The sequence below is a fragment of the Fulvivirga sp. genome (assembly GCF_040218215.1).
In the GTDB taxonomy this organism is placed as follows: domain Bacteria; phylum Bacteroidota; class Bacteroidia; order Cytophagales; family Cyclobacteriaceae; genus Fulvivirga.
On the sequence record NZ_JAVJQL010000019.1, the window covers coordinates 19,144 to 44,160 of the forward strand.

3 protein-coding genes are annotated in these 25,017 nt (G+C 39.2%); all 3 read right to left on the minus strand.

Features of this window, described 5'->3' with window-relative positions; genetic code table 11:
* Window positions 1–28: 28 nt before the first annotated feature.
* From asnB to RIB54_RS14485, 3 genes are read right to left on the minus strand one after another with little or no spacing between them, the layout of a single operon-like run.
* The gene (gene asnB, locus RIB54_RS14475) at window positions 29–1,951 is read right to left on the minus strand and encodes an asparagine synthase (glutamine-hydrolyzing) (RefSeq protein WP_350101553.1); all 1,923 of its coding nucleotides are present in this window, start codon (window positions 1,949–1,951) and stop codon (window positions 29–31) included.
* A 48-nt stretch (window positions 1,952–1,999) separates the two neighbouring features.
* Entirely contained in the window at window positions 2,000–17,308 is a 15,309-nt protein-coding gene (locus tag RIB54_RS14480) for a non-ribosomal peptide synthetase (protein ID WP_350101554.1), read from the minus strand.
* Window positions 17,305–25,011, minus strand: coding sequence for a non-ribosomal peptide synthetase (locus RIB54_RS14485; protein WP_350101555.1), 7,707 nt, complete (start codon window positions 25,009–25,011; stop codon window positions 17,305–17,307). The genes RIB54_RS14480 and RIB54_RS14485 overlap by 4 nt, the downstream gene beginning before the upstream one ends.
* Window positions 25,012–25,017: the final 6 nt, after the last annotated feature.

Below are 25,017 nucleotides of genomic sequence, written 5' to 3' on the forward strand. Positions count from 1 at the left end.
AATAATATCTATTCTGCTGGGTCAGGCCTTAATATGAATTGATATACTCGGAACTTGGTCTGCCAGCAACAAAATTTTCCTTACCCCCACCAAAGAAGGTATCAAGCAATATGCCCAGCGTAATTACTATTATGAGCAAATCACTTTCATATGGTGCATTTATTTGAAAACCTGGCTGGCCGTAAGTTTTCTTAAGGGATTCTACAGTGTCAGGGTTAAATATGCCTTGCCTCTTAATGAGGTCATAGGATAGTAAGTCATTAATATACTCTATGTTACTCTGGAGCAAGTAAGGGCTCCCGGGAGCAATAAAATGAAATTTTTCCCTTTGGGCCACTTCTTGGGGCATGAGCTTTTGAGCAATCGATTTGAGTATATATTTTTCTGTTAGCTGATTTAGTTTCAGGTCTTCAGGAATGGTGGTAGAAAATTCTACAAGATCGATATCAAGGAAAGGGTATCTTACTTCTACCGAATTTGCCAGTGCCATTCTATCTCCATGATCACTCACGAGATGATCCACCAATCTGATCTTATAATCTATATAGGCCCGCCTGTTTAATACGGATCTGTTTCTTAACCTATTCTTATTAATTACGAAATGGTTGAGACAGTCAAACTCATCAAATTCAGAACTTAAATCCTTAGCGTAAAGATCATGTTTAAGCTTATTATGCTTTAAATAATTCATCTCGTAAAAAAAATCGGGGTCACACCAAAGGCGGTCTCTGAGATTAGCTTCTGCCTTTTCAGTGGGATTATCCACCATTTTCATTGCACGTAATTTATCAAACCGATACCCCACATAACCAGCAAAAAATTCATCCGCACCTTCACCAGACAATATGACCTTAATTCCTTTTTTTCTTACTGCTTCTGACAAAGAAAGAGAGGCCGTGTTGTATGTTTCTTTGATTGGGCATTCGCTATGATAAATCGACTCTCTTAGGCGTGTGCTAATGTCTTCAAAAAAGAACATCTTCTGGTTGAGATTCATTTGACACACTTCTGCAATACGTTTCTGGTATATTGACTCCGAATGGCGAGAATCAACAAAGTCAATAGAAAAAGCCTCTTTTTGGCCGTCAGGTCTCAGCTGCTTAACCTTTGTTGCTATGATTGAAGAATCCAGACCACCGCTAAGATAAAGCCCTGAGGGTACATCAGCCCTAAGTCTTAAATTGATAGAACGGTCCAATAATTCTTCTAATTTCCCAGTGTACAACTTTTCCTCTTTGCTCGTACCTGTAGAATGAACCTCTCCTTCTGGATAAATTAGATCCCAGTATTCATTTAGTTCCGTCTCGCCTGCGCTATTTACAGTAAGGTAATGCCCATTTGCCAAACTTTTAATCCCCTTAAACATTGTCCTGGGACTAATTAACCCGGCAAAAGTCATTACCTGATCCAGACCAACCAGATCCAATTCTGCACTTACTTTCGGATGCTTTAGTAATGCTTTTATCTCAGAGGCAAATATGAACGTACTCTCTACAAGCGTATAATATAACGGTACTATTCCCATTTGATCCCTCGCACAAAAAAGTTGGCGTTTCTTTTTGTCATAAAGTGCGAAAGCAAACTGACCTGTAACTTTATTTAAAAGGTCCATTCCTATATCCTCGTATAGATGAATGAGCACCTCTACGTCTGATTCTGTTTTGAACTGATGTCCACTTAATTCCAGGTCTCGTTTGAGCTCAATGTAATTGAAAATCTCTCCATTGCAGATTAGAATCACACTATCGTCTTCATTGTAAATAGGCTGCATACCCGTTTCTAACCCAATTATACTCAATCTACTAAACCCCAAAGCCACATTATCAAACACAGAAATAGCCTGCTCATCGGGACCTCGATGCACCAGTGTTTTATTCATTTCGGTGATCACAAGCTTGTCCTGTTGAGACATCCTGTCCCCAAAATTTAAATAACCGCAAATACCACACATTATTTATGTCTATTAAAAGTGATGGAAGAAAAAACTGTAATTTTTATGCTACATGTGCTCGGAAGCTGTCTTTATAAAGTTGATATCCTTTATCAATATATCCTCTCTCTCCAGTACTGAAGAGAGGATAAAGTGGAAATAGTCCATAAACAGCATCATTGTTTCATTATCATACAAATCAACACTATATATAAAATCCAGCTTTAGATGACTCTCAGGAACCTCTGCTACTTCGAGTTTGAATTCATACTGGGTTGATCTGGAAGCATTAATTTCAACTGGCTCGAAACCTAAGTCCTTTATTTCGCTATGCGTATCCATAAAATTAGCATAAGCAAAGTGAAGTTTAACCAGTGGGTCGGTCCCAACATCTGTGTTTTTGGCAACCAGATCCAACATATCTTCATACTGAAAATCTTGGTGATCATAGGCTTCAGTAACACATCTCTTTACGTTTGCCAATAATTCTGAAAATGGCAACTGATGATCTACAGTAACTCTTAGCGGAAGTAGGTTAATGAACGTACCAATAACATCGGTCAGTTGAGGGTTGGTACGACCTACCACATCACTTCCTATGACGATATCTTCTTGCCCTGATAATTTTGAAATCAAAATGTAATAAACTGTGATCAACAGCATAAATTCTGATACCTGGGCCCTTTTTATGGTTTCTTTGAATTTATGGTAAAGCTCCCCCTCAATTAGGAGTTGACCCTGTTCAGCTTCATTTATTATTACATTATTTCTGTTTTGCTTTATTGGGAGATTGAGCTCAGTTTGTACTCCCGACAATTGCTTGGCCCAGTATTCTTGTAGCGCAATTTGACTCGACTTTTGCTGTTTTAGCCATTCTGCATAGTCTATATACCTAATATTTGCTAGCTTAAGTGCTACTCCCTCAGAAAGTTTCTTAAAATCTCGTATCAAAAGATCCAAAGACATCCCATCACAGATGATATGATGGATATCAATTACAAGTACATTCCCCGCTTCACTATCAGTAAACAACCCACAACGCGACATGGAATGCTGACCTAAATCAAAAGGCCTTATGAAATGTTCTATAGCTGCTTTAAGAGATGAATGACCTTCTACTTTTATAACCTCAAAATTTACTTTTACATTTTTATGAATTCGTTGGATCACGCCTGATTCTGAAAGATCAAAACTGGTACGCAAAATTTCATGATGATCAACTAACTGTTGGAACAGACCTTTCAAAACATCAAGTTTAGCATCATGGGCAAGTTTTACAATTGAAACATTGTTAAAAGCCGTTGTAAAAGGATAAAGGAGTTGATAATAGAATAGTCTCACCTGAGCGGGGGAGCAGTCATAAAACTCACGGTCAGGCAGCCTCACAATCTTATCTTCGACAGTTTTAGAATCACTTTGTACCAACAAGGTAACATCTGACAGCCGAGGGTTTTGAAATATCTCCTTTAGCGAAATTTTCTCTAAGAAGACCTCATAAATCTTATTGATCAAATGAAAAGCCTTTATCGAATGACCACCAAGTTCGAAAAAGTTACTCTCACAACCAATATCGTCTTGATCAACTTTAAGCACTGCAGACCATATTTGGGCCATTTTTGTTTCCCATTGATTTAATGGTTTTGAGCTTATTCCAGGTGAAGATATTGTGGAGGAAGGCTTTGGCAAACTTCGTTTGTTTATTTTACCATTTCTTGTCAGCGGAAAGTTATCTACTCTGACAAAGGCTTGCGGCAACATATAGTCTGGCAACAATTTAGCCGCAGATTTACGAATACGACTTTCCTCGAAATATGATGCACTTTTATAATGCGCTACCAGAATTTTTTCATGATCAACCTCCATAAAGGAAGCCGTAAGCTGATCAACAGCTTCAAGCCTCGCTAGTTTACTTTCAATTTCTCCAATTTCAACCCTATAGCCTCTGATTTTTATTTGCTCATCTACCCTTCCCCGCAATTCAATATTTCCATCCTTACGCCATTGACCAACATCTCCTGTTTTGTAAATCATCTGGTGAGGATTGAGGGGGTTGGAAACAAATTTTTCTGAGGTAAGTTCATTATTATTGTGGTACCCTAACCCCACAGCTGGTCCTCCGATGCATATTTCACCAGACACACCCACGGGCAATCGGTTACCCCATGCATTGAGTATATAAACATCAGTATTTGATACAGGTCTCCCAATGGGCAGTGGCCCATTTAATGGAATATCTTCATCATACTCATAAATGGTTGCGTCAATGGTGCACTCTGTAAGTCCATAACTATTTACTACTCTTATATCTGCACCGAATCTACGCTGCAGCAGGTTGAAATCATCGGCCTTGCAGGTATCTGCACCTACAATTAATAATTGGAGAGCCTCCAGTTTTACATTTTTTTGATAGATCCAGTCCATCAAAGGGATCATTAATCCGGGAGTCGCTTCGAAAACGGTGACCTCCTGCTCAACCAAAAGCTCACTCAAGTATTCCGGATCGGTTTTTTTATCATCTGAACAAAGCACAAGCTGTCCTCCATTGGGTAAGGTACGTCCCAAGTCACCGGCAAAAACATCAAAGTAAAAGCTGGCCCATTGAAGGCTATTAACTGTCATCTTTGTAAGATTGTAATCTTTTCGCCAAGAATAAACTGCACTTAGATACTGGTCATGACTTATTAATACCCCCTTTGGTGTACCCGTAGAGCCAGAAGTATATATGAGATATGCAATATTCTCGTTGGAGAAATTCTTTGAAATAAGCTCATGGGAGTGTTGTGAAAGTACTTCTTCAAAATAGCACTCTGATAGGTAGTCAGGGTCAAATGTACTTTGTGATCCGAAAATCAAATGAGGTACTTTTTGTTCTACGCTATTCATTAGAGTATAAAGCCTTTCAAAATTTGAAGTATCAGTTATCACAGCTGCCGGCCTCAGGTCTGAAATAATTTCGACAAGTCGATGGTCTGGCGAATTACTATCTATAGGCACATATGCTGCTCCTGACTTCCATATTCCTAGTATGCTTTGTATTAACGAGATTGATTTCTCCATCATTATCAATACAAAATCATTTACTCCGATTTCAAGTTTTTCAGTCAACAGATTAGAAATCCTGTTAGACCGCCTCCATAGATCCAAATACGTGCAGGTTTGGCCATCATGAGAAACGGCCACTTTATTGGGGCTGTTATCTATTTGCTTTTTCAGTAGGTAGAGGAAATTTTGGTCCGGGCAGTAAGTTAAATTATGACTATTGATACTCTCAAAGAACTCAACTTCATCAGCTGTTAGAAACTCTACCGCACGTATATCCTGGTTAATATCAATTGTAATTTGATCCAAAATAGTGTGGTAGTGATTGGCCATTCCTCTAATCATATGCGCTGCAAATGCCTCGGCATTATATTCAAAAAGAACCTCTATTTCATCACCAGGCAGCGCTGTTACCGACAAATTGTAGTTATTCAGTTCTTTGACTTCCACATTTGATATTTCAAAATCCAGGGTATCTGTCAGCGCCTGGTTTTGATCTGATAACGGAAAGTTTTCATATATAAAAATATGGTCCACTATTTCCTTCCCGCTGTCTATTAGAGACTGGATGTCTGGTAAAGGTGTATGGTGATAGTTCTCACTGAGCAGAGCATCATTTTGTACCTTTTTGATCAGGTCGATTATTGATTCTTCGTTTTCCAATTGAATTCTTACAGGTATGGTGTTGATAAAAAGACCTATAATAGATTCAACACCCTTTATTTGAGAAGGTCTGCCAGACACTACTGCTCCAAAAACCACATCATCCAGCCCATTGTATTTCGCCAGAAGTATCCCCCATGCCGTTTTCAATATATTGTTTAAGGTTACTCCATGCACCGCACTTAACTTCTTCAGTTCAGCCGTTTGCTTCTTCGAAATAACCACTTTTAGAACATCAGGTGTATACTGTTGCTCATCCTTCGCCCGGTCTAGTTGTGGAAGATGAACAGCATGCTCATAATCTTCCAAATAATCGCTCCAAAAATCAAGACTTAATTGTGTATCATATTCTTCTAACCACTTGATATAGGTTGAATAAGGTTCTGCTTGCGGTAACGGACTTAAATAACCCACCCTCTTATGCTGAGCATATCCTAACATAAAATCACGGACAACCATTCCCAAACACCAGCCATCCATCAATATATGATGATAACTCCAAATGAATTCATAAGCTTTAGCTGCGGTCTTCACAATCGTAAGCCTAAATAGTGTCCCATGAGCCAAGTCAAAACGTTTATCGAGGTCTGTCGTTAGGATGTTGTTAACCAAATCGACCATCTCTGAGTCGTCATGGTTGGAAAAGTCATAAAATTTAAAATCCGCTTTCCTATTTTGCAGCACAACTTGGAGCGGCCTGTCCAGGTCTTCCGAGTAAAATGCTGTTCTCAGCACTGCATGATGCTTTACAATATGGTTTATTGCGGCCTCCACAGAAGCTATTTTAACCTCACCTCTTATTGTGTATCGAATTTGCTGATGATAATAGCTGGCCTCGCTATCCATTAATGAATGGAAAAGCATCCCTTCCTGCATGGGTGAAAGAGGATACACATCTTCCAATTGCTGATTTTGTTGAATTTTAGCCAACCACTCAGATTTGACATCTTTGAATGTTACATCAGAGGGGGTCAGTTCCGGCAGGTTTCTGTCCTGGCAATAGTTTGCTATATGTATCAAATTATCTCTGAATTTAGCGACAAGATCCTGCATTGTACTTTTTCCAAATCGTTGCTCACTGTACGATACACTTATAGTTAATTTTTTATTAATTATTATTCCGGATACTGCCCATTCATAATCTCTAGTTGCTTCGGGAGAAATTTCATGCCCTTTAGGTGTAGTGAGCAGACTAAAATGTTCCGCTTCCAGATTGTTATCAATCGTTCCCAGGTAATTGAAAACAGTTTGAGCATTTTCTATTAATTCAACTCCAACCCCATCTTGTAGAAGTTGTTGCCTAAGCAGGAGGTAATCCATTCCTTTGTTGGGCACGGAACGAATTGTTTCCTTAACGTTTTTGATAACAGATGATAATGGTGCTCCAACCACACGCTCCAACACAACTGGATGTATGCTTGTAAACCACCCAATGGTTCTGCTGACATTAACTTTGCCAACATTTTCTCTACCGTGGTTTTCAAGTTCAACACTTATCTTAGGCTGTTTTATACTTAACAAAAACGCTGATAGCAGCAGATCTGTAATTTGGGTATTAAATGCGGAGTTGGCAGAAGTAGTCAATTTTTCAGTAAGATCCGACTCAAGTGTAAACGACTGAACCTGCGTATACTTCACTTTTCTACTTCCTTTGGGGTTGTCAGGCTTTAACTGATGTTGAGGGGCCGCCTTCAAGTAGTTTTCCCAAAATATACGGCTTTGTTTATAGTGGTGAGAATTTTTGTACACCTCTAAGTCTTGGGCCCAAGCCTTATACGAGTCTGTCTTTGCTGGTAAGGATAACGGGCTATTCTCTAAAGATTGCTTTATAAGTGTGTTGAAGTCTTCAAGCAAGATTCTCCACGAAAACCCATCCATTATCAGGTGATGGGCAACAATTAAAAGTTGGTAACTTCTACCCATATCCAACATAACCATCTTTAGAAGAGGCCCTTTAGACAGGTTAAGGCTGGACTGAACTTCATTAAAGATCACAAGTCTTTTTTCCTCAGTGTCAAATTTCTTCTTGTCAGTATAAAGCATCACTTCTGGTTCTGAAAAACCACTATCGGGATCAAGTTGCTCAGAAATGACCGGCCGTTCTGATGTATGAAAGATGCTTCTCAACACATCATGATGCTGTAAGAGATTTTTAAATACAGTTTTGATGAGGTTGGGACTAACTCTTTTGGCAAGGCCTAACAAGATCGATTGGTTATAGTGATGATCATTTATCCTATGTTGAGCAAAAAAATGATCTTGTATTGGAGATAGAATAGACTCACCCAAAACCGGTGACTGATCAGACGCTTCTACATACTTTTTCAGCTTTAAGGCCAGCTCCCGCACGGTAGGGTTTTCAAAGATTTCTTTTACTGTGATATCATACCCAACCGATCTCACTCTAGAACTTATCTGGATGGATTTAATCGAATCCCCACCAATATAAAAAAAGTTATCTGTAGGCTTTACGTTCTTTATGTTTAACACTTTTGACCAAATATTCAGAAGAATTTTTTCCTGTTCGGTCTTTGGGTGATCATCTTCCAGTTGTAATAAATTGGGCGATGATTCGAGCTCCCTGATTTCCACTTCTGTTCCCTCCGTTTCGATGAATAAGTCAGGAATCATGTGGCCTGGTAGAAAGTAAGACAAATAAGACTGCAACTCGAATTTTAAATCTCCCCTATAAGTTGAATGGTATTCTTTAAGTTTTTTCCTATCGAGTTTTCCATTCGTAGAAAGGGGCATCTTCCCCAGTCTTTGAAACAAATGAGGGATCATGTAATCTGGTAACCTAGAAGATAAAAACTTTATGATTTGTTTACCGGAGACATCATTCTTAGAAACGAAAAAGGCTTTTAAAACTTTCTTGTCATGACTCTCTATAACAACGACTGCCGCTTCTTTAATCACATCAGACTCAGCCAGGTGGTGTTCGATTTCGTTTAACTCGATTCTGTTGCCATTAATTTTTACCTGATGGTCTAGCCTTCCTAAACAAAAGAAATTTCCATCGGGAAGTAAATACCCCAGATCTCCTGTTCGATAAAGTGTATTAAAATTTCGATCGCTATCGAAAGGGTTAGGAATAAATGCCCGTTCCGTTTTTTGTTTTTCTTTCCAGTACCCTTTTCCAACACCCAAACCTGCTACACAAATTTCTCCTGTCACACCATAAGGGCATAGCTGCATGTGCTCATTTAAAATATACACTTTAGCATTTTGAATAGGCCTGCCAATAGAAATGGTTACTTGATCTTTTTTGGGTCTGTCCACTACATCATGTGTGATTGCATCAGACGCCTCTGTGGGCCCATAGGAGTTTAGTATCGGGATATCAGGATAAAGGCTATACCATTTCTGCACCTGTGAAACTGTTAAAGGCTCGCCAACTGACACCATCCATCTCAAATGCCCTAAAGAATGAACATTCTGCTCACTCATTTCATTGATAAAAAGCGTCAGCAACGAAGGTACCGACTGCATTATTGTTATCCGTTCCTGCTTCAAAGTATGGGCTAGTGCCAATGGGTTCATGACGGTGTCGCTGTTTATAATAAATGTTTTACCCCCCACCAGCAATGCCGACAGAAATTGCCAAACCGAGATGTCGAAACATGAAGATGCTGTTTGGGCAATCACATCATTTTGGGATACTTTCAGGCTGTTAATTTTTGCATAGAGGTGGTTGATCATTCCGCGTTGGTGGACCATCACACCCTTAGGTTTTCCGGTAGTTCCTGAGGTATATATGATATAAGAAATATCATTGGGCTTTCTGTTGATAGCTGCCTGCTCAACCGGTGCTACATTTTCTAGGTGTTGTAGGTTTTCTATACACAAGCATGACTTCAGACTATTCAACTGCTGCTCATCAATATTCGGGATAAGATCTTCTGTCGACAGTACCAGTTCGACTTCGCTGTCCTCTAAAATCTGGTTTACTCTGACCGATGGATACCCTGTATCTATTGGTACATAGGCCGAGCCTCTTTGAAAAACAGCAAGAATACACACTAGCATGTCTATACCTCTAGGCATATATAGGGCGATTCTGGCTTTCGAAGAAAGGTTATAATCATCCAAATAGTTGGATAAAGCCACAGACCGCTCAAATAATTGTTTATAACTGAGCTCAAGCCCGCCACATGAAACCGCAGTATTGTCAGGTGTTTTTGCTGTTTGATCAATAAGTAATTCGGTAAATGTTTTGTCTTCAGGGACTTTGACTTTTGGTCCGGTACCTATTTTTATCAGGTCTTTCCTATCGGCCTCATCAAGCGAGCTCACCTTATTGACAGGGCTGTTTATAACCACCTCCTCTTTTTCTGTAATTGATGGTTGTTTCTCAATTTTTTTAAAGTAGGCCAGTGATTTGTGAATACCCTGCTTCTCAATTTTTTTAATCACCGAATATTCTACAGCAGGGTGCTTGTTTAATGACTTTTCTACGGTAAGAGGATCATTGTTTCCCTCATTTTCATCGAAAACTATTATCGAATCACTTTCATCCCAAGCTGCCATTATGGTGGTTTTATACAAAAGCTTTTCTGGCTCAAAGGGATTGGGGAAAATATGTTCATCATTCCCTCGAACTTTTGTGCTCTTCACGTCTGCATTAGTACTTATGTATAAATTTCCACGAACACCTATTGGCATCAATTCCTGCTGGTCATTCAAAACATATGCTTTTCGACTTCCCAGAAAACTCTGAGTAAAATGCTCATCAGCCTGTTTATAAGCAACAAAACCAATGAATGCGGCCTGGCCTTTAATAACCAGTGTATTGAAAATGTTATAACAATGTTCTGTAGCTAGTTTTCTTGAAAAGTTCGACAGCAACTCTCCATCTGTTACTATTATATTTTGTTTCTCATTCAAGATAGAATTTTCCGCTTTTAACAGGTGATATATACTTGATGATGCCCCAACAACCCATTCAGGAGATTCTATCTCAAGTTTACTCTCCAATTTGTCCTTTTCTACCGGCTGCTTGGCTAATACGACATAACCATTGAATACTGCAGATAGTAAACAGAGAACTTCAAACTCTGAGCGAACAGTATCAAGGAAGAGAACACTGTTATTTGAATTACCTTTATGACCGAGCACTTCTTTAAAAGTAGAAAGAAGGCCGGTCACAGAACTGGCAGATATGGTATGCTCTCTAAACTCTTTACCACTGTTATCTTCAAAATAGAACAACGGAGCTCTTTCCGAGCCAGGCTTGGGTGCCTCTGAGGATGTGTCTTCATGGAAATCAAACTCCTCCAGGTTTATAGTAAACCCAGCATCGTTTGGCAAGAATCCCATGTTATCTCTTAAATACACTTTGGTTATTTCTGGCCCAAAAACCTTCTGACTGTTTTCATAGGAGCGGTCCGATTGAATAATAAAAAATTCAGCACTTACTTTCCATACGGCCAGCGTAGCAATCAGCATGAGATCTGGTGTGTGTAAATCAAGACACACCAGATCCTGTGCATGAACTTTGTATGTATGCCTCAATTCGAGGGCCAGTAAATCGCTCATTTTATCAATATCGGAATAGGAAAACCTTTTGTCCCCTGAGATTAAGACATTGGAATCAGGCTTCGCTTGTAGATTGTGGAATATTTCAATGGGGCTATCACTATCATTGCCCTTCCTTCTGCTGTCAACAGTTTTTACTCTTTTGTCATAGTCCTCAGATATCCATTTAACATGGTCTAACTCAGTGATGTCTTCATCAAAGAATGATGTTAAAATGAGATGTAAAGAATCCAACACCTGCTTTACCACCCCTTCTGAATAAACCTTTACATTATAATCCAGACGGATTTCGAATTCATCCCGAGGCAGAACTATTATAGTCAGATCATAGTTTGTTTGCTCATTCATCTGAAAGCTCTTCACCTCAAATGGGGCAGTGTTGTTTAGGTCATGATTTGCCAGAAGAGACTGCTCAACTGGATAATTTTCGAAAATGAAAATATGATTAAGTAGTTTTCTTCCTAGTGGATGGGCTCCTTGAACAGTCGCCAGTGGTATATAATGATGATCAGCGCCCGTCACACTTATTTGCTGAACCTTCCTCACAAACTCGGGAATTGTCTCCGAAAAATCTGATCTGATTCTCACGGGAATAGCATTGATGAACAAGCCAATCATGCTGTCGATATCTTCTATATCTGCCGGTCGACCAGAAACAACTGACCCAAAAACTACATCGTTGTTATTATTATATTTCATCAGGAGTAGCCCCCAAGCCGCCTGAAGAACAGTATTTGCAGTAACGCCCATTGTTGCGCACATCTTATCCAACTTCTCCTTCTCTTTCTTCTGCAAGACAAGGGTTTGTGACTGGAGTTCGACAGGTGCATCTGAAGTTTCTATATCTGGCTTTTGTGGAAGAGTAGCCAACTGATTATACTCCTTTAATTGCTGCTCCCAGTACTCTAATGATTTCTGTCTATTAACCGATTGCAGCCAGTTGATATACTTGCTGTAAGGTTTAGACCTTGCTAAAGCGAGCTTCTTTCCATTTATATTTTTTAAATATAGTTGCACAAACTCGTTGATGACTTTGCCTACCGACCATCCATCCATAAGAATATGGTGGAAATCCCAGATAAGCTCGTATTCTTGATCTCTAAGTTGTAATAGAGATAAACGCATAAGGGCACCTGAAGCAAGGTCAAACTTCTCTGACTTATCCTTAATTAAAAACTCTTTGACTTTTTCCTCTACTGCTTTTCTTCCCCGAATTTTTCGATAGTCATGGAACGAATATTCTATTTCCTTTTCCCGTAAAACAACCTGAACAGGGAAATCAAGCCCCTCTGCGACAAAGGCCGTTCTTAATATGGCATTTCTCTTAATAAGTTCATTCATGCTATTCTCAAGCTGCAACAACTCCAGCTCCCCTTCCAACCTAAATGTCATTTGCTCAAAATAATGTGCAGATTGTGGGGAATACATTGAGTGAAACAGCATTCCTTCCTGCATCGGAGACAACTCATACACATCTTCAAGATCATACTTGTTTTGTAGCTTATCCAACTCAGCTAAACTCAGGCTTTTATGGGTAATGTCCGCAAGGCTGAGTTTAACTCCTTTGTAATTATGACAGTAGTCTATGAGTTCTTTGAGTACAGCCTCCAAATCATTAATAAACCCTTCGATTGTAGCTTCATGATATTGTTCTCCACTATATCTGATACCAAGCTCTAGCTGTCCTTTAACCACCCATCCGGCAACGTCCCACTCATATGGTCGATTCGCGTCTGGAGAAATATTGTTTCCAATATCCAAATTGCTAATCGAAAAAGATTTATTCTCAATGTCCGAATCAAATTGCCCCAGATAATTAAAGCTGATCCGTGAAGGTTGAATATGATCTAGTGATTGTGAATGATCGAGATACTTCATGACCATATAATCCAAACCCACGTTGGGTACATTTCTAAGGGTTTCCTTATTAGACCGTATCGTTTCATCCAACGACCCATTGTCATACCTTAACACTACAGGATAAATAGAAGTGAACCATCCGATTGTGCGGTTGATGTCGAGATCGTAGCTTTCCTGATGTCTGCCATGACTTTCCAGGTCTACTTGTACAGCCTTGCAACCATAATATCTGTTAAAAGCCAAAAGAAGACCGGTAATTAATAAATCATTGGCATTAGTCTTAAAGGGGATATTGGCTGACGATAGAAGTTTTTTTGTATATCCCGAATCCAGGGTAAATGTTTTTCTTAAACTTTCTCCTACAGTATTTCTTCCTAGTTTATCCCGGTCAAACGATTTGACATCTGCGTGGCTTAAGCCCTTCCAATAGGTTACCGCATCAATGTAGCTTTTCGCTTTCAATCGGTTTTGCAAGTAATGTGACCACTCCAGGAACGAGTTGCTTTGCTCAGGTAATTGAATCTTAGCTGAAGAGGAGAGTTGATTTATCAGTATTTCAATATCCTGAAATAGTATTCTCCATGACAGCCCATCAACAATTAAATGATGAATGATTATAAGCAGATAGCTACATCCGTCCTGTTTATGAAATAATGCCAATCTGAACAGTGGACCTTGAGAAATACTTATCGTTGACTGTAAACAGTTGGCACGATCCCTAATTATATCTTCAAGTAGATTATCTTCATCTATAGTATATTCTTCAACTTTTAGTGCAAACCTTTCTTTTGGTAAGCATTCCATCATCCTTTCTCCTTTCTCCTCGATAAGCACAGTTCGCAGAGCATCGTGGTGCTCCATCAAATGATCAAATACTTTATAAACAGTTTGGCCTTTTAATCCACCCTTAAATTCGAGAAGCACCGATTGGTTAAAGTGATGGGTGTCGGTAGAAGTGGTTTCAAAAAACCACCTTTGAATAGGCGTAAGTGCCGCTTTTGCAGCTGCTTTTTGTTCTACAGAAAAAGCGGTTCTTGGTTTCATATGCTTAGCCAACTCTCTTACCGATTGGAAATTGTAAATATCTTTTACCGTAACATTATAGCCCGCCTCCTTTATTTTGGAACAAATCTGGATCGATTTTATACTATCACCCCCCAGACTAAAGAAATTATCGTTTACACCAACTTTTTTTATCCCTAAGGTTTCCTGCCAAAGTTTTGCAATTACTTTTTCCTCTGGTGTAGTAGGTTTTTGGTATTTGTCGGTTTTAAAAGAAGGTTCAGGCAACTTACTCCTATCTACTTTGCCATTGGAAGTTATGGGCATTGAAGGCACACGCATCAGGTAGGCCGGCACCATGTATTCCGGGAGTTTCGAAGACAGATATTCTCCAATTTCCCTTTCTGATACTTTTTTATCAGAGACATAGTATCCTACAAGGTGCTTGGTGGAATTATGAATTTTTACTTCTACAACGGCATCGGTTATTTTTGAGTGACTACGTATCTGATGCTCTACTTCCCCTAGTTCAATTCTAAAGCCACGAATTTTAACCTGGCTGTCTATTCTGCCGATGAATTCGATATTACCATCGGGTAACCATCGGGCAAGATCTCCTGTCTTATAAACCTTTTGACCTTGAGCAAAAGGATCAACGATAAACTTCTTGTCCGTCAGCTCCCTGTTATTAACATATCCTAACGACAACCCATCTCCCCCTACCAGCAATTCTCCCGGAATACCAATGGGCTGCAGGTTGTTATACTTATCAACAATATATGCTGATGAATTACTAATAGGCTTGCCAATCGGTAAGACTTCCAGATTATCAGCATTTATCGTACAGCTAGTTGAAAACGTGGTGTTTTCTGTGGGACCATAAATATTACTGAAATGTAAATCAGGGTTTGCTTCACAAACAAGCTGAACTAATTTTGTGTTTAATATTTCACCTCCTACCATCAGATGTTTGAGGCAGCCAAATAGGCTAGGGTCTACACTTGCATGTTGATTAAACAGCTGTGTTGTTAGAAACATCGTATTTACCTGATGAAAAATCAATGTGCTGGTCAACTCTTCCGTGTTCAGTAATTTGTCCTTGTCAATCAGACATACAGTACCTCCATTAAGAAGTGGCCCCCATATTTCAAAAGTAATGGCATCAAAAGATGGTGCCCCCGTTTGCATGACCCGTATCGAATCGTCCAAGGGTGTATAGTTGCTATTGATCACCAGCCTCAAAATATTTCTATGTGTAACGCCTACACCCTTTGGCACTCCCGTGGTACCTGATGTAAACATGATATAGGCCAAATCAACCGCAGCGGTTGGCATTTTATCAAGATCATCTGTATTTCTACTATCCAGGTCATCAGAATTAATGGGAATTACATCATATTTTTGGTTGAGTCTATTTGTAAAGGAAGGATGAGCTAACACTACACTGGCCTGGCAGCTGCTTAGCATCGATTCTAGCCGACTGACAGGATAATCCGGATCAAGAGGAACATAGGCCCCTCCACATTTCAAAATGGCGATCATTGCCACTATGGATTCGAATGTCCTTCCTGCTAAAATACCTACCCTGTCTCCTGCAGCAGGATTTGCTCCTTTTAAGTCTATGGCCAAATTATCAGATAAACGATTAAGATCTCTATATGATACCTTGTCCTCTCCAAATTCTATGGCTATTGCCTCTGGAGACTTATTCGCTTGCTGCTCAAACATTTCTATGACAGAAGCATCACGGGGATACTCAGCTCGTGTCGCATTCACCTCGTTGAGAATAAAATCCTTCTCACGATCAAGGATTATAGCAATATCTGAGATTTTAGTTTGAGAATCTGCCAACACCACATTAGCAATTCGTTTGTACCAGTCTATAAATCTGGCTATCGTCCGGTGCTCGAACAATTCTGTTGAATAATTTAACTCACATACAATTCTGTCCTCCTCAAGCCCTGCGGTCAACATCAAGTCAAACTTAGAAACCTTATGATCAACTTCATAGGGAGATATTGTTAAGTCGGGTAAGTTGAGTGTCTGATTCTCAAAATTCTTATAAGAAAAAGTGACATCAAATAATGGGTTACGCGCAGATTCTCTCTTTATATCCAATGCTTTTACCAAATCGTCATATTGGTATGCCTGGTTATCAAAACATTGTAAAGTTTTCTTTCTTAAAATGTTTAAGAATTTATTAAAACTGATAATGCCCGACAACGTATTTCTTACTGGGAGCGTGTTTACGAAGACCCCTAAAAGGTCGGCCAGGTCATCGTGTTGTCGGCCAGAAGTTGGTGTCCCTATTACTATATCTTCCTGATTACTCACTTTAGACAAAAGCACGAAGTAGATGGCCATAAGAAGCATAAAGACTGTTACGTCTTGATCTTTTGCCAATTGTTGTAATTTTTGTGTTTCGAGTTTATCAAATTCAAATCGGATAAGGTCGCCTGAAAATGCCTTATGCAAAGGTCTTTTGAAGTCGGTAGGTAGCTCTAGAATTGGGACCTTGTTTTCAAACTCTTTTAACCAAAATACTTTCTGCTTTTCTTGCTCCTTTTTGTAATGCTCACTTAATGACCATTCTACATAATCTCGGTACAAGTACTGAGTTGTTAAGGCTTCTGTGTTGTTATATATGGCCATAAAATCCTTAATCAACAACCCTTGAGATATACCATCTGTAATGATGTGATGGATATCAATTAGAAGCAAATGCCTGTTTTCCTCATACTTTATTAACCCAGCTCGCAGTAACGGGCCTTTTTCCAGGTCAAATGGGCGTACAAAATCCTGCAATGGATTTTCAGGTATGTCCAGGATAATATCAATTTCAAAGTTGATGTTTTCATTGATATGTTGAACAATGGCGTCATTGATGGTATAAAAAGTGGCTCTTAAAATCTCATGTTTTTGAATTAACCTTTTAAAGGCATTCTGTAATTTGATAACATCAAGAGCCCCAGATATCCAGACGCCATTTGGCATATTGTAGGCCACATTGTCTGTATCAAGATTATGCTGAATATATATCCTTCTTTGCGCAGAAGACAAGGGGAAAAATTCCCTATGAGGCGCCTTCCCAATTGAAGTGCCCAACCGTTTATTTTCTTCAACGAATGAAATGATCTCAGATTTTTTGCTTTTGATGTGATTTATCAGCTCATCGTTAAGATTGTTTTTGGGAACCTTCACTTTAAGTTCACCTCCAACCACTGATAGTACTATCTCATGCTTGCTTCTAAGATCATTTATAAATTGATCTATACTCATATCGAAATTTCTATAATTTCTTTGTTGGTATCTTGCCCGATTTCTGGCTGCACTATAGCCGCGATAAATTGGCCCAACTGCCTAATGGTTTGCTTGTCAAAGATTTCTTTAAGCCTGATATCAACTCCAAAGTGTCTTTGAATTTTATTTATCAAAATCGTTGCTGATAAAGAATGTCCTCCTAAGTCAAAGAAGCTATATTCAACACCAATCTCATTTTTATCCATCTTCAAGACCAAAGACCAGATATCTACTAGTTGCTTTTCGATATCATTTGCTGGAAGTTCTAGCTCATCCGATTTCTCGGAGTTGATTTTTGGGAGCTGTTTGTAATCTACCTTCCCGTTTGTGGTAAGGGGTATTTTATCTACCTGTACCATATATACCGGTATCATATAAGCAGGCAAATATGTCGACAAGTGTGTTGTTATTTCTTCTTTAGACAGCTCACGACTGGCCACATAAAAAGCGACAAGTTGTTTTTCAGACCCTACCCCACGAGTTGTTACTACTGCCTCCTTAAGGTCTGTCAACTTGTGTAAAACGACCTCTATTTCTGTCAGCTCTATTCTATTACCTCTAATCTTCACCTGATCATCTATTCTACCCAAACAAACGATATTACCATCTGGCTGTAAATAGCCAAGATCTCCTGTTTTGTATAATGTATTATAGCCCGAAGCCAGTTGTAATGGGTTTTTAACGAATGCCTTCTCTGTTTTTTCTTTGGCTTTCCAATAGCCCATGCCTACACCCATACCAGCTACACAAATTTCTCCTGATACCCAAGGTGGACACACCTCCATATCTTTGTTCATAATTATTACCTGGGTATTTTGAATAGGTTTGCCAATAGGGATGACAGTGGCTTCATCGCCTAAATCAGGCACCACATAGTGTGTGACATCATCAGAGGCTTCTGTGGGGCCATAGGCATTTAGTAGTGGAATATCAGGAAAACATGCATACCATTTTTTGACCAGTGTGTCGTTGAGGGGTTCGCCAGTAGGTATCATCCATCTTAGCTCAGGCAGTATTCGGTGAGTTTTATCCGACAAATTTTCTAAAAACACACTCAGTAATGAGGGTACAGATTCAAAGATTGTTACCTTCTTATCTTCAAGGGTGGCTATTAACTCCCTGGTTTCTAAAATAACATCATTGTCAATAATTTCAGTCCTAGCACCTATCAACAAAGCCGCCAAAAACTGCCACACGGAAATATCAAAACATGGTGATGCTGTTTGCGCAATGGTATCCCCCGCATGTAGGCCAAGTGCATCGATCTTGGCCTGGATATGATTTATCATCCCCAATTGATGGATTTGAACTCCCTTGGGCCTGCCGGTAGAACCCGAGGTGTATATCATATACGCCAAGTCTGAGGTGTTTTTTTTACATGGGGGTTCTGTGCTACTCGCAGACTTCGTCTCTATTTCCTCGACTAATAAGTATGCTTGATTTACCGATATTATCTCTTCTGACTTTTTGACCAGATCTTCAGATATGACTATTAGTGCCACTTCACTGTCTGTCAATATTTCCTTGATACGATGAGGAGGGTAATGTATATCTATTGGCACGTATGCAGCACCGCACTCAAACGCAGCCAGGATTCCTGTGAGCATATCAATACCCCTTGGGAGAAAGATGGCTATTCGATCTCCGGACTTTACCCCCTTGTGATACATCCTTTCGGCAAGGCTCAATGTTCTTTTATATAATTCTGAATAAGTAAGCTGTACTCCATTATGACCTACTGCAATGTTTTGAGGAGTTTTAAACACTTGCTTCTTAAAATATGGGATATAAGTTTTGTCTTTAGAAATCTGTCGTTGGGTGCTTCTTAAGCCTTCGACAAATTTTGCTTTCTCCTCAGCCGAAAATAAATCTAGCTCATTAACCTTGATGCCATGATTTTCTATAACCAGATTCAAAACTCTCTTAAAACAAGCTGCTAAGCTTGAGATAAGGTCGCTGTCAAATCGATTTACATTGTATTCGAAGCTAATGTCAATTTCATTATGCGCAGAGATTCTAATCCAGAAATCATAATTATTATTAAGATTTAGCCGTTGATAATCACTTATCCAGAAGCTGTCCTCCTCGCCTTTGTGGTTTTGATAATTGAGCACCGTATGTTTTTCAAAAACCATGAAATGATCAAATAACCGGTCCCCTAATCTGTGAGCAGAAAAGATCTCTGCCAGTGATTGATAATGATGCGGCTCACTCTCAAGTGCCTTTTGCTGTATATGGTCAAAAAGGCCTAAAACGGTTTGGTTTGAATTGAATTGAATACGTACAGGAATAGTATTTATAAATAGACCAATGATCTTATCAACATCATCAACTGCGGCAGGTCGCCCCGAAACAACCATACCAAAGACAGCATCATCTACATTATTATATTTGGCAATAACAATACCCCAAATGGTTGTAAAAATATTATTAAGGGTAATTTTTACGCTGTTTGAGAAACTCTTGAGGCGTTTTGTTTCTTCCGGATCAAAATGTAATCTTTCTGTATTATGCTTATAGGGGCGCTGGGTATACCCCGCTTTGCTCACAGGCACCCCTATTGAATGCTCATAAGAATCAAGGTAATCGGCCCAGTATTTAAGTGACTTCGATTTATTCAGTGTTCTTAGCCAGGCGATGTAGGAGGAATAAGGTGTAGGGTCAGGCAATACAATCTGCTCATTTTTCAGCCTGGCCCTATAAAACTCTCTCACATCTTGCAATATCATTTCCATGCACCACCCATCCATCATAATGTGATGATGGTTCCATAAGATTTTGTACCTGTCATCTTCCAACTGAAGAACAGTTACTTTCATCAGAGGGTCTTTTTCCAGGTCATAATTTATGTTTTGATCTTTGAGGCAATAGCTCTCGACAAGCTGTTCTCCCTCCACATCGGTCATTTTATCTCTTAAGTCAATAAACTCAAAGTTTACTTCCCTTTCCGATAAAACCACCTGCAAGGGTTGTTCAAAATCGCGGTGTAGAAATGCCGTTCTTAGCACAGGATATGAATCCACCAAATCGCCCAGGCTTTTAACAAAAACATCTATATTGAGCTTACCGGTAACAGCAATCATTTTTTGCTCATTATAGTGACCAGCGTTTTCGTTTAACAACGTATGAAACAGCATCCCCTGTTGCATTGGGGATAGTGGGTAAACATCTTGAATATTATACTTCTGTTGAAGTCTGTCGAGTTCCTGAATGGAGAGCTCCGAATAGGTTAAGTCACTTGGGTTTAAAACTCTTTTAGTTTGATGTGCGCAAACCTCCACCACATCCATCAACTGCCTCTGATAAGAGTCTAAAAAACTGCTCACAAAACTCTTATCATACCAATTTTCAACAAAAGAGATACTCAATTTTAAACGATTATTCCTGACCAACCCAACTATTTCCCAATCATAGCCTTTCCAATCCTCAGGGTTGGATTCCAAACCTTTGAAATCTTCAGTGACATGAAAATTTCCTGCCTGTTTGTTAAAATCAAACTCCCCAAGATAGTTAAACTTGATTTGTGATTGTTGCTGTTTTAATGACCTTGCTTTAGCATAGTATCTATGTAGCAAGTAGTCCAATCCTCCGTTGGGGATTTTCCGTAATTTATCTTTTAACTGCCGCAAGATCATCAGTGTATCGGTGCTAGACGTCTCAAAAACAAATGGAAACAAGGTCGTAAACCATCCTATTGTTCTACTCAGGTCCATGTTGAGGATTGCCTCCTCTCTACCATGACTTTCCAAATCGATCGTCATTTTATTCTTTCCCAACGTCTCTTTCATCGAGAGAAACAATGCTGCGAGTAGTATATCGTTTATCTCCAATTTTAAGTACTGCCCTGAACCCTTTAACAACCTTTGGGTTTGTTGTTCGTCAAGCTCCCGACTAATGGTCTGGGTTTTAATTGGGTTGATTTGTGGCTTTCCACTTCTAACCAGAGGTTCGTTTTGTTTTTGTGTTTCAGAAACCCAGTAATCGAGTGACTCCAGGTGCTGTTTTTTGTTTATGTATTCGTTTAGGGAAGTGGACCACAGCAAGTAGGCATCTGTCTTGAGAGGGAGTTTCAATTGCTCATCCTTCAAAACCTGGTTTAACAAATCATTAAAATCTTCCACTAGTATTCTCCAGGAAATAGTATCAATCACAAAGTGATGAACAACTATTAATAGTTTGCAATGACCTTCATCTTGGAATAGGCACAGCTTTATTAGTGGCCCATTTTCTACATCAATTGATTCTTGCAACTCATTGGCCGCCTCCAGCTGATATTTATCTTTATTCTTCTTCCCTGAAAGGTCCACTTCAATAATCTCCGCATACTGATCACTTGCCAAATTCTCTATCTGCCAACGGTCACTCACATTTACTATCCGCATCCTCAATGCATCATGATGAGAAATGAGTTTTGTGAAAATCTTATCGATAGTAATGGCATCAATGATTTTATCAAATTCAAGTATTACTGACTGATTGTAGTGATCCTTGTGTTCTATTGGACTCTCATATAACCATCTTTGAATAGGGGTTAAGTCAGCAATGCCTTGAATTGTGGATTGATCTGCAATAACATTTCTGGGTTTTAACCGATGAGAAATCTTTTGAATGGTTCGATACCTTAAAACTTCTTTTACCTGCAGCTCATACCCTGCTCGTCTCACTCGTGAGCATATTTGAATTGATTTGATAGAATCTCCTCCTAACGTAAAGAAATCATCTGTTATCCCTACTCTTTCCGCACCAAGAATCTCTGCCCAAATCATCACCAACATTTTTTCCAATTCCGTGGTGGGACTGCGATACTCAGGCCCATTGTCGTAATCAATTTTGCTCAGTTCCTTTGCATCAACTTTACCATTGGCCGTCAGCGGAATTTGGTCTACTCTTATAAAATTAGCAGGCACCATGTAATCAGGTAATAACTTAGTAAGAAATTCAGGCAATTCATCATGGCTTAATTCTGCCTTTTGCACGTAATAAGCTACTAGTAGGTGATTGTTTAGGTACAAGACGGCTACTTCACTCACCGAAGGGTGAGAAGCAATCTTTGCCTCTATTTCAGATAATTCTACTCTATATCCCCGAATTTTAACTTGTCTGTCTTCCCGACCCAAAAACTGTATTGTACCATTTGGCAGCCATTTGGCAAGATCTCCTGTCTTATATAGTTGGTACTTGGCATTCCCAAGTTTTATAAACTTTTCATTTGTAAGTTTCGAGTCATCCAAATACCCTGCTCCAACACCTGGCCCTGTTATGCATAATTGTCCCTGCATTCCAAGTGGCATTATATTATTGCAATTATCAAGGATATACACCTTGTTTTGAGCAATGGGCTTTCCAATTATCTGTTCAGACACTCCATGAGGATTATCTATTCTATGAGCTATTGCGCCAATAGTTGCTTCGGTAGGCCCATAGTGGTTGATAAAACTAATAGATGGGTAACACTCACTCATTGACCTGATGTCCTCCGGATGTAGACTTTCACCACCCAGAAGCACCGTCTCTACCGAATCTAAAACATTGTTATATATATTTTCTGCTTCTTTAAAAGTGCTAAAAAGGGAAGGAGTTAGTTTCAATAATGTGATTTGATGATCAGCTATATATGAGGTGAGGGTGTCAGGGTTCTGATAAGTGTCTTTATTTACCATGTGAACACTCCCTCCACTGATCAATACAGGAAATACAGAACTGTAACCCAGATCAAAACTAAAAGAGGAGGTGAGCAGAGAAACACATGTTGGATCTAAGCTGATATACTTCTGAAGCCATTTTGAATAATTGAGCAGATTGCTTTGTTTAATTTTCACTCCTTTTGGCTTACCGGTGGTACCACTTGTATAGATTAAATAGGCAATGCTTTCGGCTCTTCCTTCATTTCCTTTGTACGGTTCATACTTTCTATCTCCCCTTTTCCAAGTGATCACCTCTCCTTGAAACTCCAACTCTCCCTTCTGTTTTAGATTAGTTATCAAACAACCAAACCTGCTTTGTTTTATAATATTTGAGGATCTATCTGATTCCATCTGAGGATCCAACGGAACAAATGCTTTCCCACATTTTAGTATTCCTAAGGCAGCAATGATCATTTCAATTGATATAGGGCAATATAACAGAATGTACTGTTCGTTGGCTGCATGAGTAGCTAAATAAGAAGCCACCATGTCGCTTTCTTGATCTAATTCTGCATAGGTGATCGATTCCCGGCCTGCTACCACAGCTACGTGGTCTGGAGTTCTTTTCGACTGAGATACGAATTCGCTAACATACGTATGATTTGAAACCTCAACACCATCTTCACTTTTGTTGAATTCTTCAATCATTTGAATGTCCTGCTCTGAAACCAGGCTTAAGTCCTTTACCTTCTTACTTGGTTCTTTTATGGCTTTTTCCAGTAGTTTGGTAAAATGCCGAGACAGTATTTCAATTGATCCACTGTCAAATTTGTTTCCCTTATAGTTAAAATCGACCTGAAGGGTATCTTTTATAAATACAATCAGGGCTAAATCCACATTTGTATTCTCATATAAACTATACAGGTCAATTGCAACGCCATCAATGCTATCTATTAGTCCTTTGTCTAAGGGGTAATTTTCAATCCCAACCGTGCTATTAAAAATATTTTCCGAAGGGTCCAATCCCAATATCTTTTTGATTTCGAATAGCGAAGTCCCAAAAAAAGGAGTATGTGTTTTTAAATCTTCCTGTAGTTGATGTGCAATCTCCTCAAAAGATCTATTTGCGATATCACTAACCCTCAAGGGGATAGAGTTGATGAAGTTGCCCATCAACCTATCGATTCCATTAACTCTAGGGTCTCTACTGGATACGGTGATACCAAATACTACATCTTCATCTCCGGAGTATTTATGAAGCAATAAGGCATACAAAGAATATAATACGCTAGCTTTTGTGATCTTATTCTCAGAGGCGAAGACATTTAATTTTTCTGCGTTTAGTGTTATACTATGTTTATGTACCTCACGCTCTTGATCGGCACTACTCTTGGTAACAGGCACTCCAGTACCAATTGAAAATCCCGATAAATATTGCCGCCAATAGTCATCCTGTTGATCGTGATTAACGGCTTGAATTGATTTAAGCACCACCTCAGAATAGCTGGGTTTTTTGACTTTAGTAAGGGCTTCTTCACTATTCAAGTGGTTATAGTTATCGATGAGTTCTTTGAGTAATATTCCAGTGCTCCAACCATCATACAGTATATGATGATGAGTAATTACAAAAATATGTTCGTTCTTATTGCATTTGAGAAGTAAGAACCGTATTGGTGTCTGATTGAGGTTGAATCTTTTCCTTTGGTCATGGTACAAGATCTTTTGAATCAATTTTAACTGATCGCTGGCCTTCTCAGCAGTCAGATCATAGGTTTTTGACTTTAATTGTCCCTGCTTTAGAATTATTTGAAGTGCCTTATCAATTTTTTCCCAATCAAACACCGAGCGCAGAACTTCGTTATTTTCTTGTACCTTTTCTATCGCCTTAAAAAATAGATTCTCATTCAAAGGCCCCACCAACCTCAAAGCAATCTGCACATTATACAGGTTGGATTTATCTTCATTTAAATAATGAAACAACATGCCCTTCTGGATCATCGTTTGGTCCAGCACATCTTGAATGTTGCTTCTTTCAAGTTTCTCGGAATTAGACTCCATCGGTAT

Coding starts and splice junctions, on each gene's coding strand:
- asnB (WP_350101553.1), bottom strand. CDS start 1,951: ATGTGTGGTATTTGCGGTTATTTAAATTTTGGGGACAGGATGTCTCAA.
- RIB54_RS14480 (WP_350101554.1), bottom strand. CDS start 17,308: ATGAGTATAGATCAATTTATAAATGATCTTAGAAGCAAGCATGAGATA.
- RIB54_RS14485 (WP_350101555.1), bottom strand. CDS start 25,011: ATGGAGTCTAATTCCGAGAAACTTGAAAGAAGCAACATTCAAGATGTG.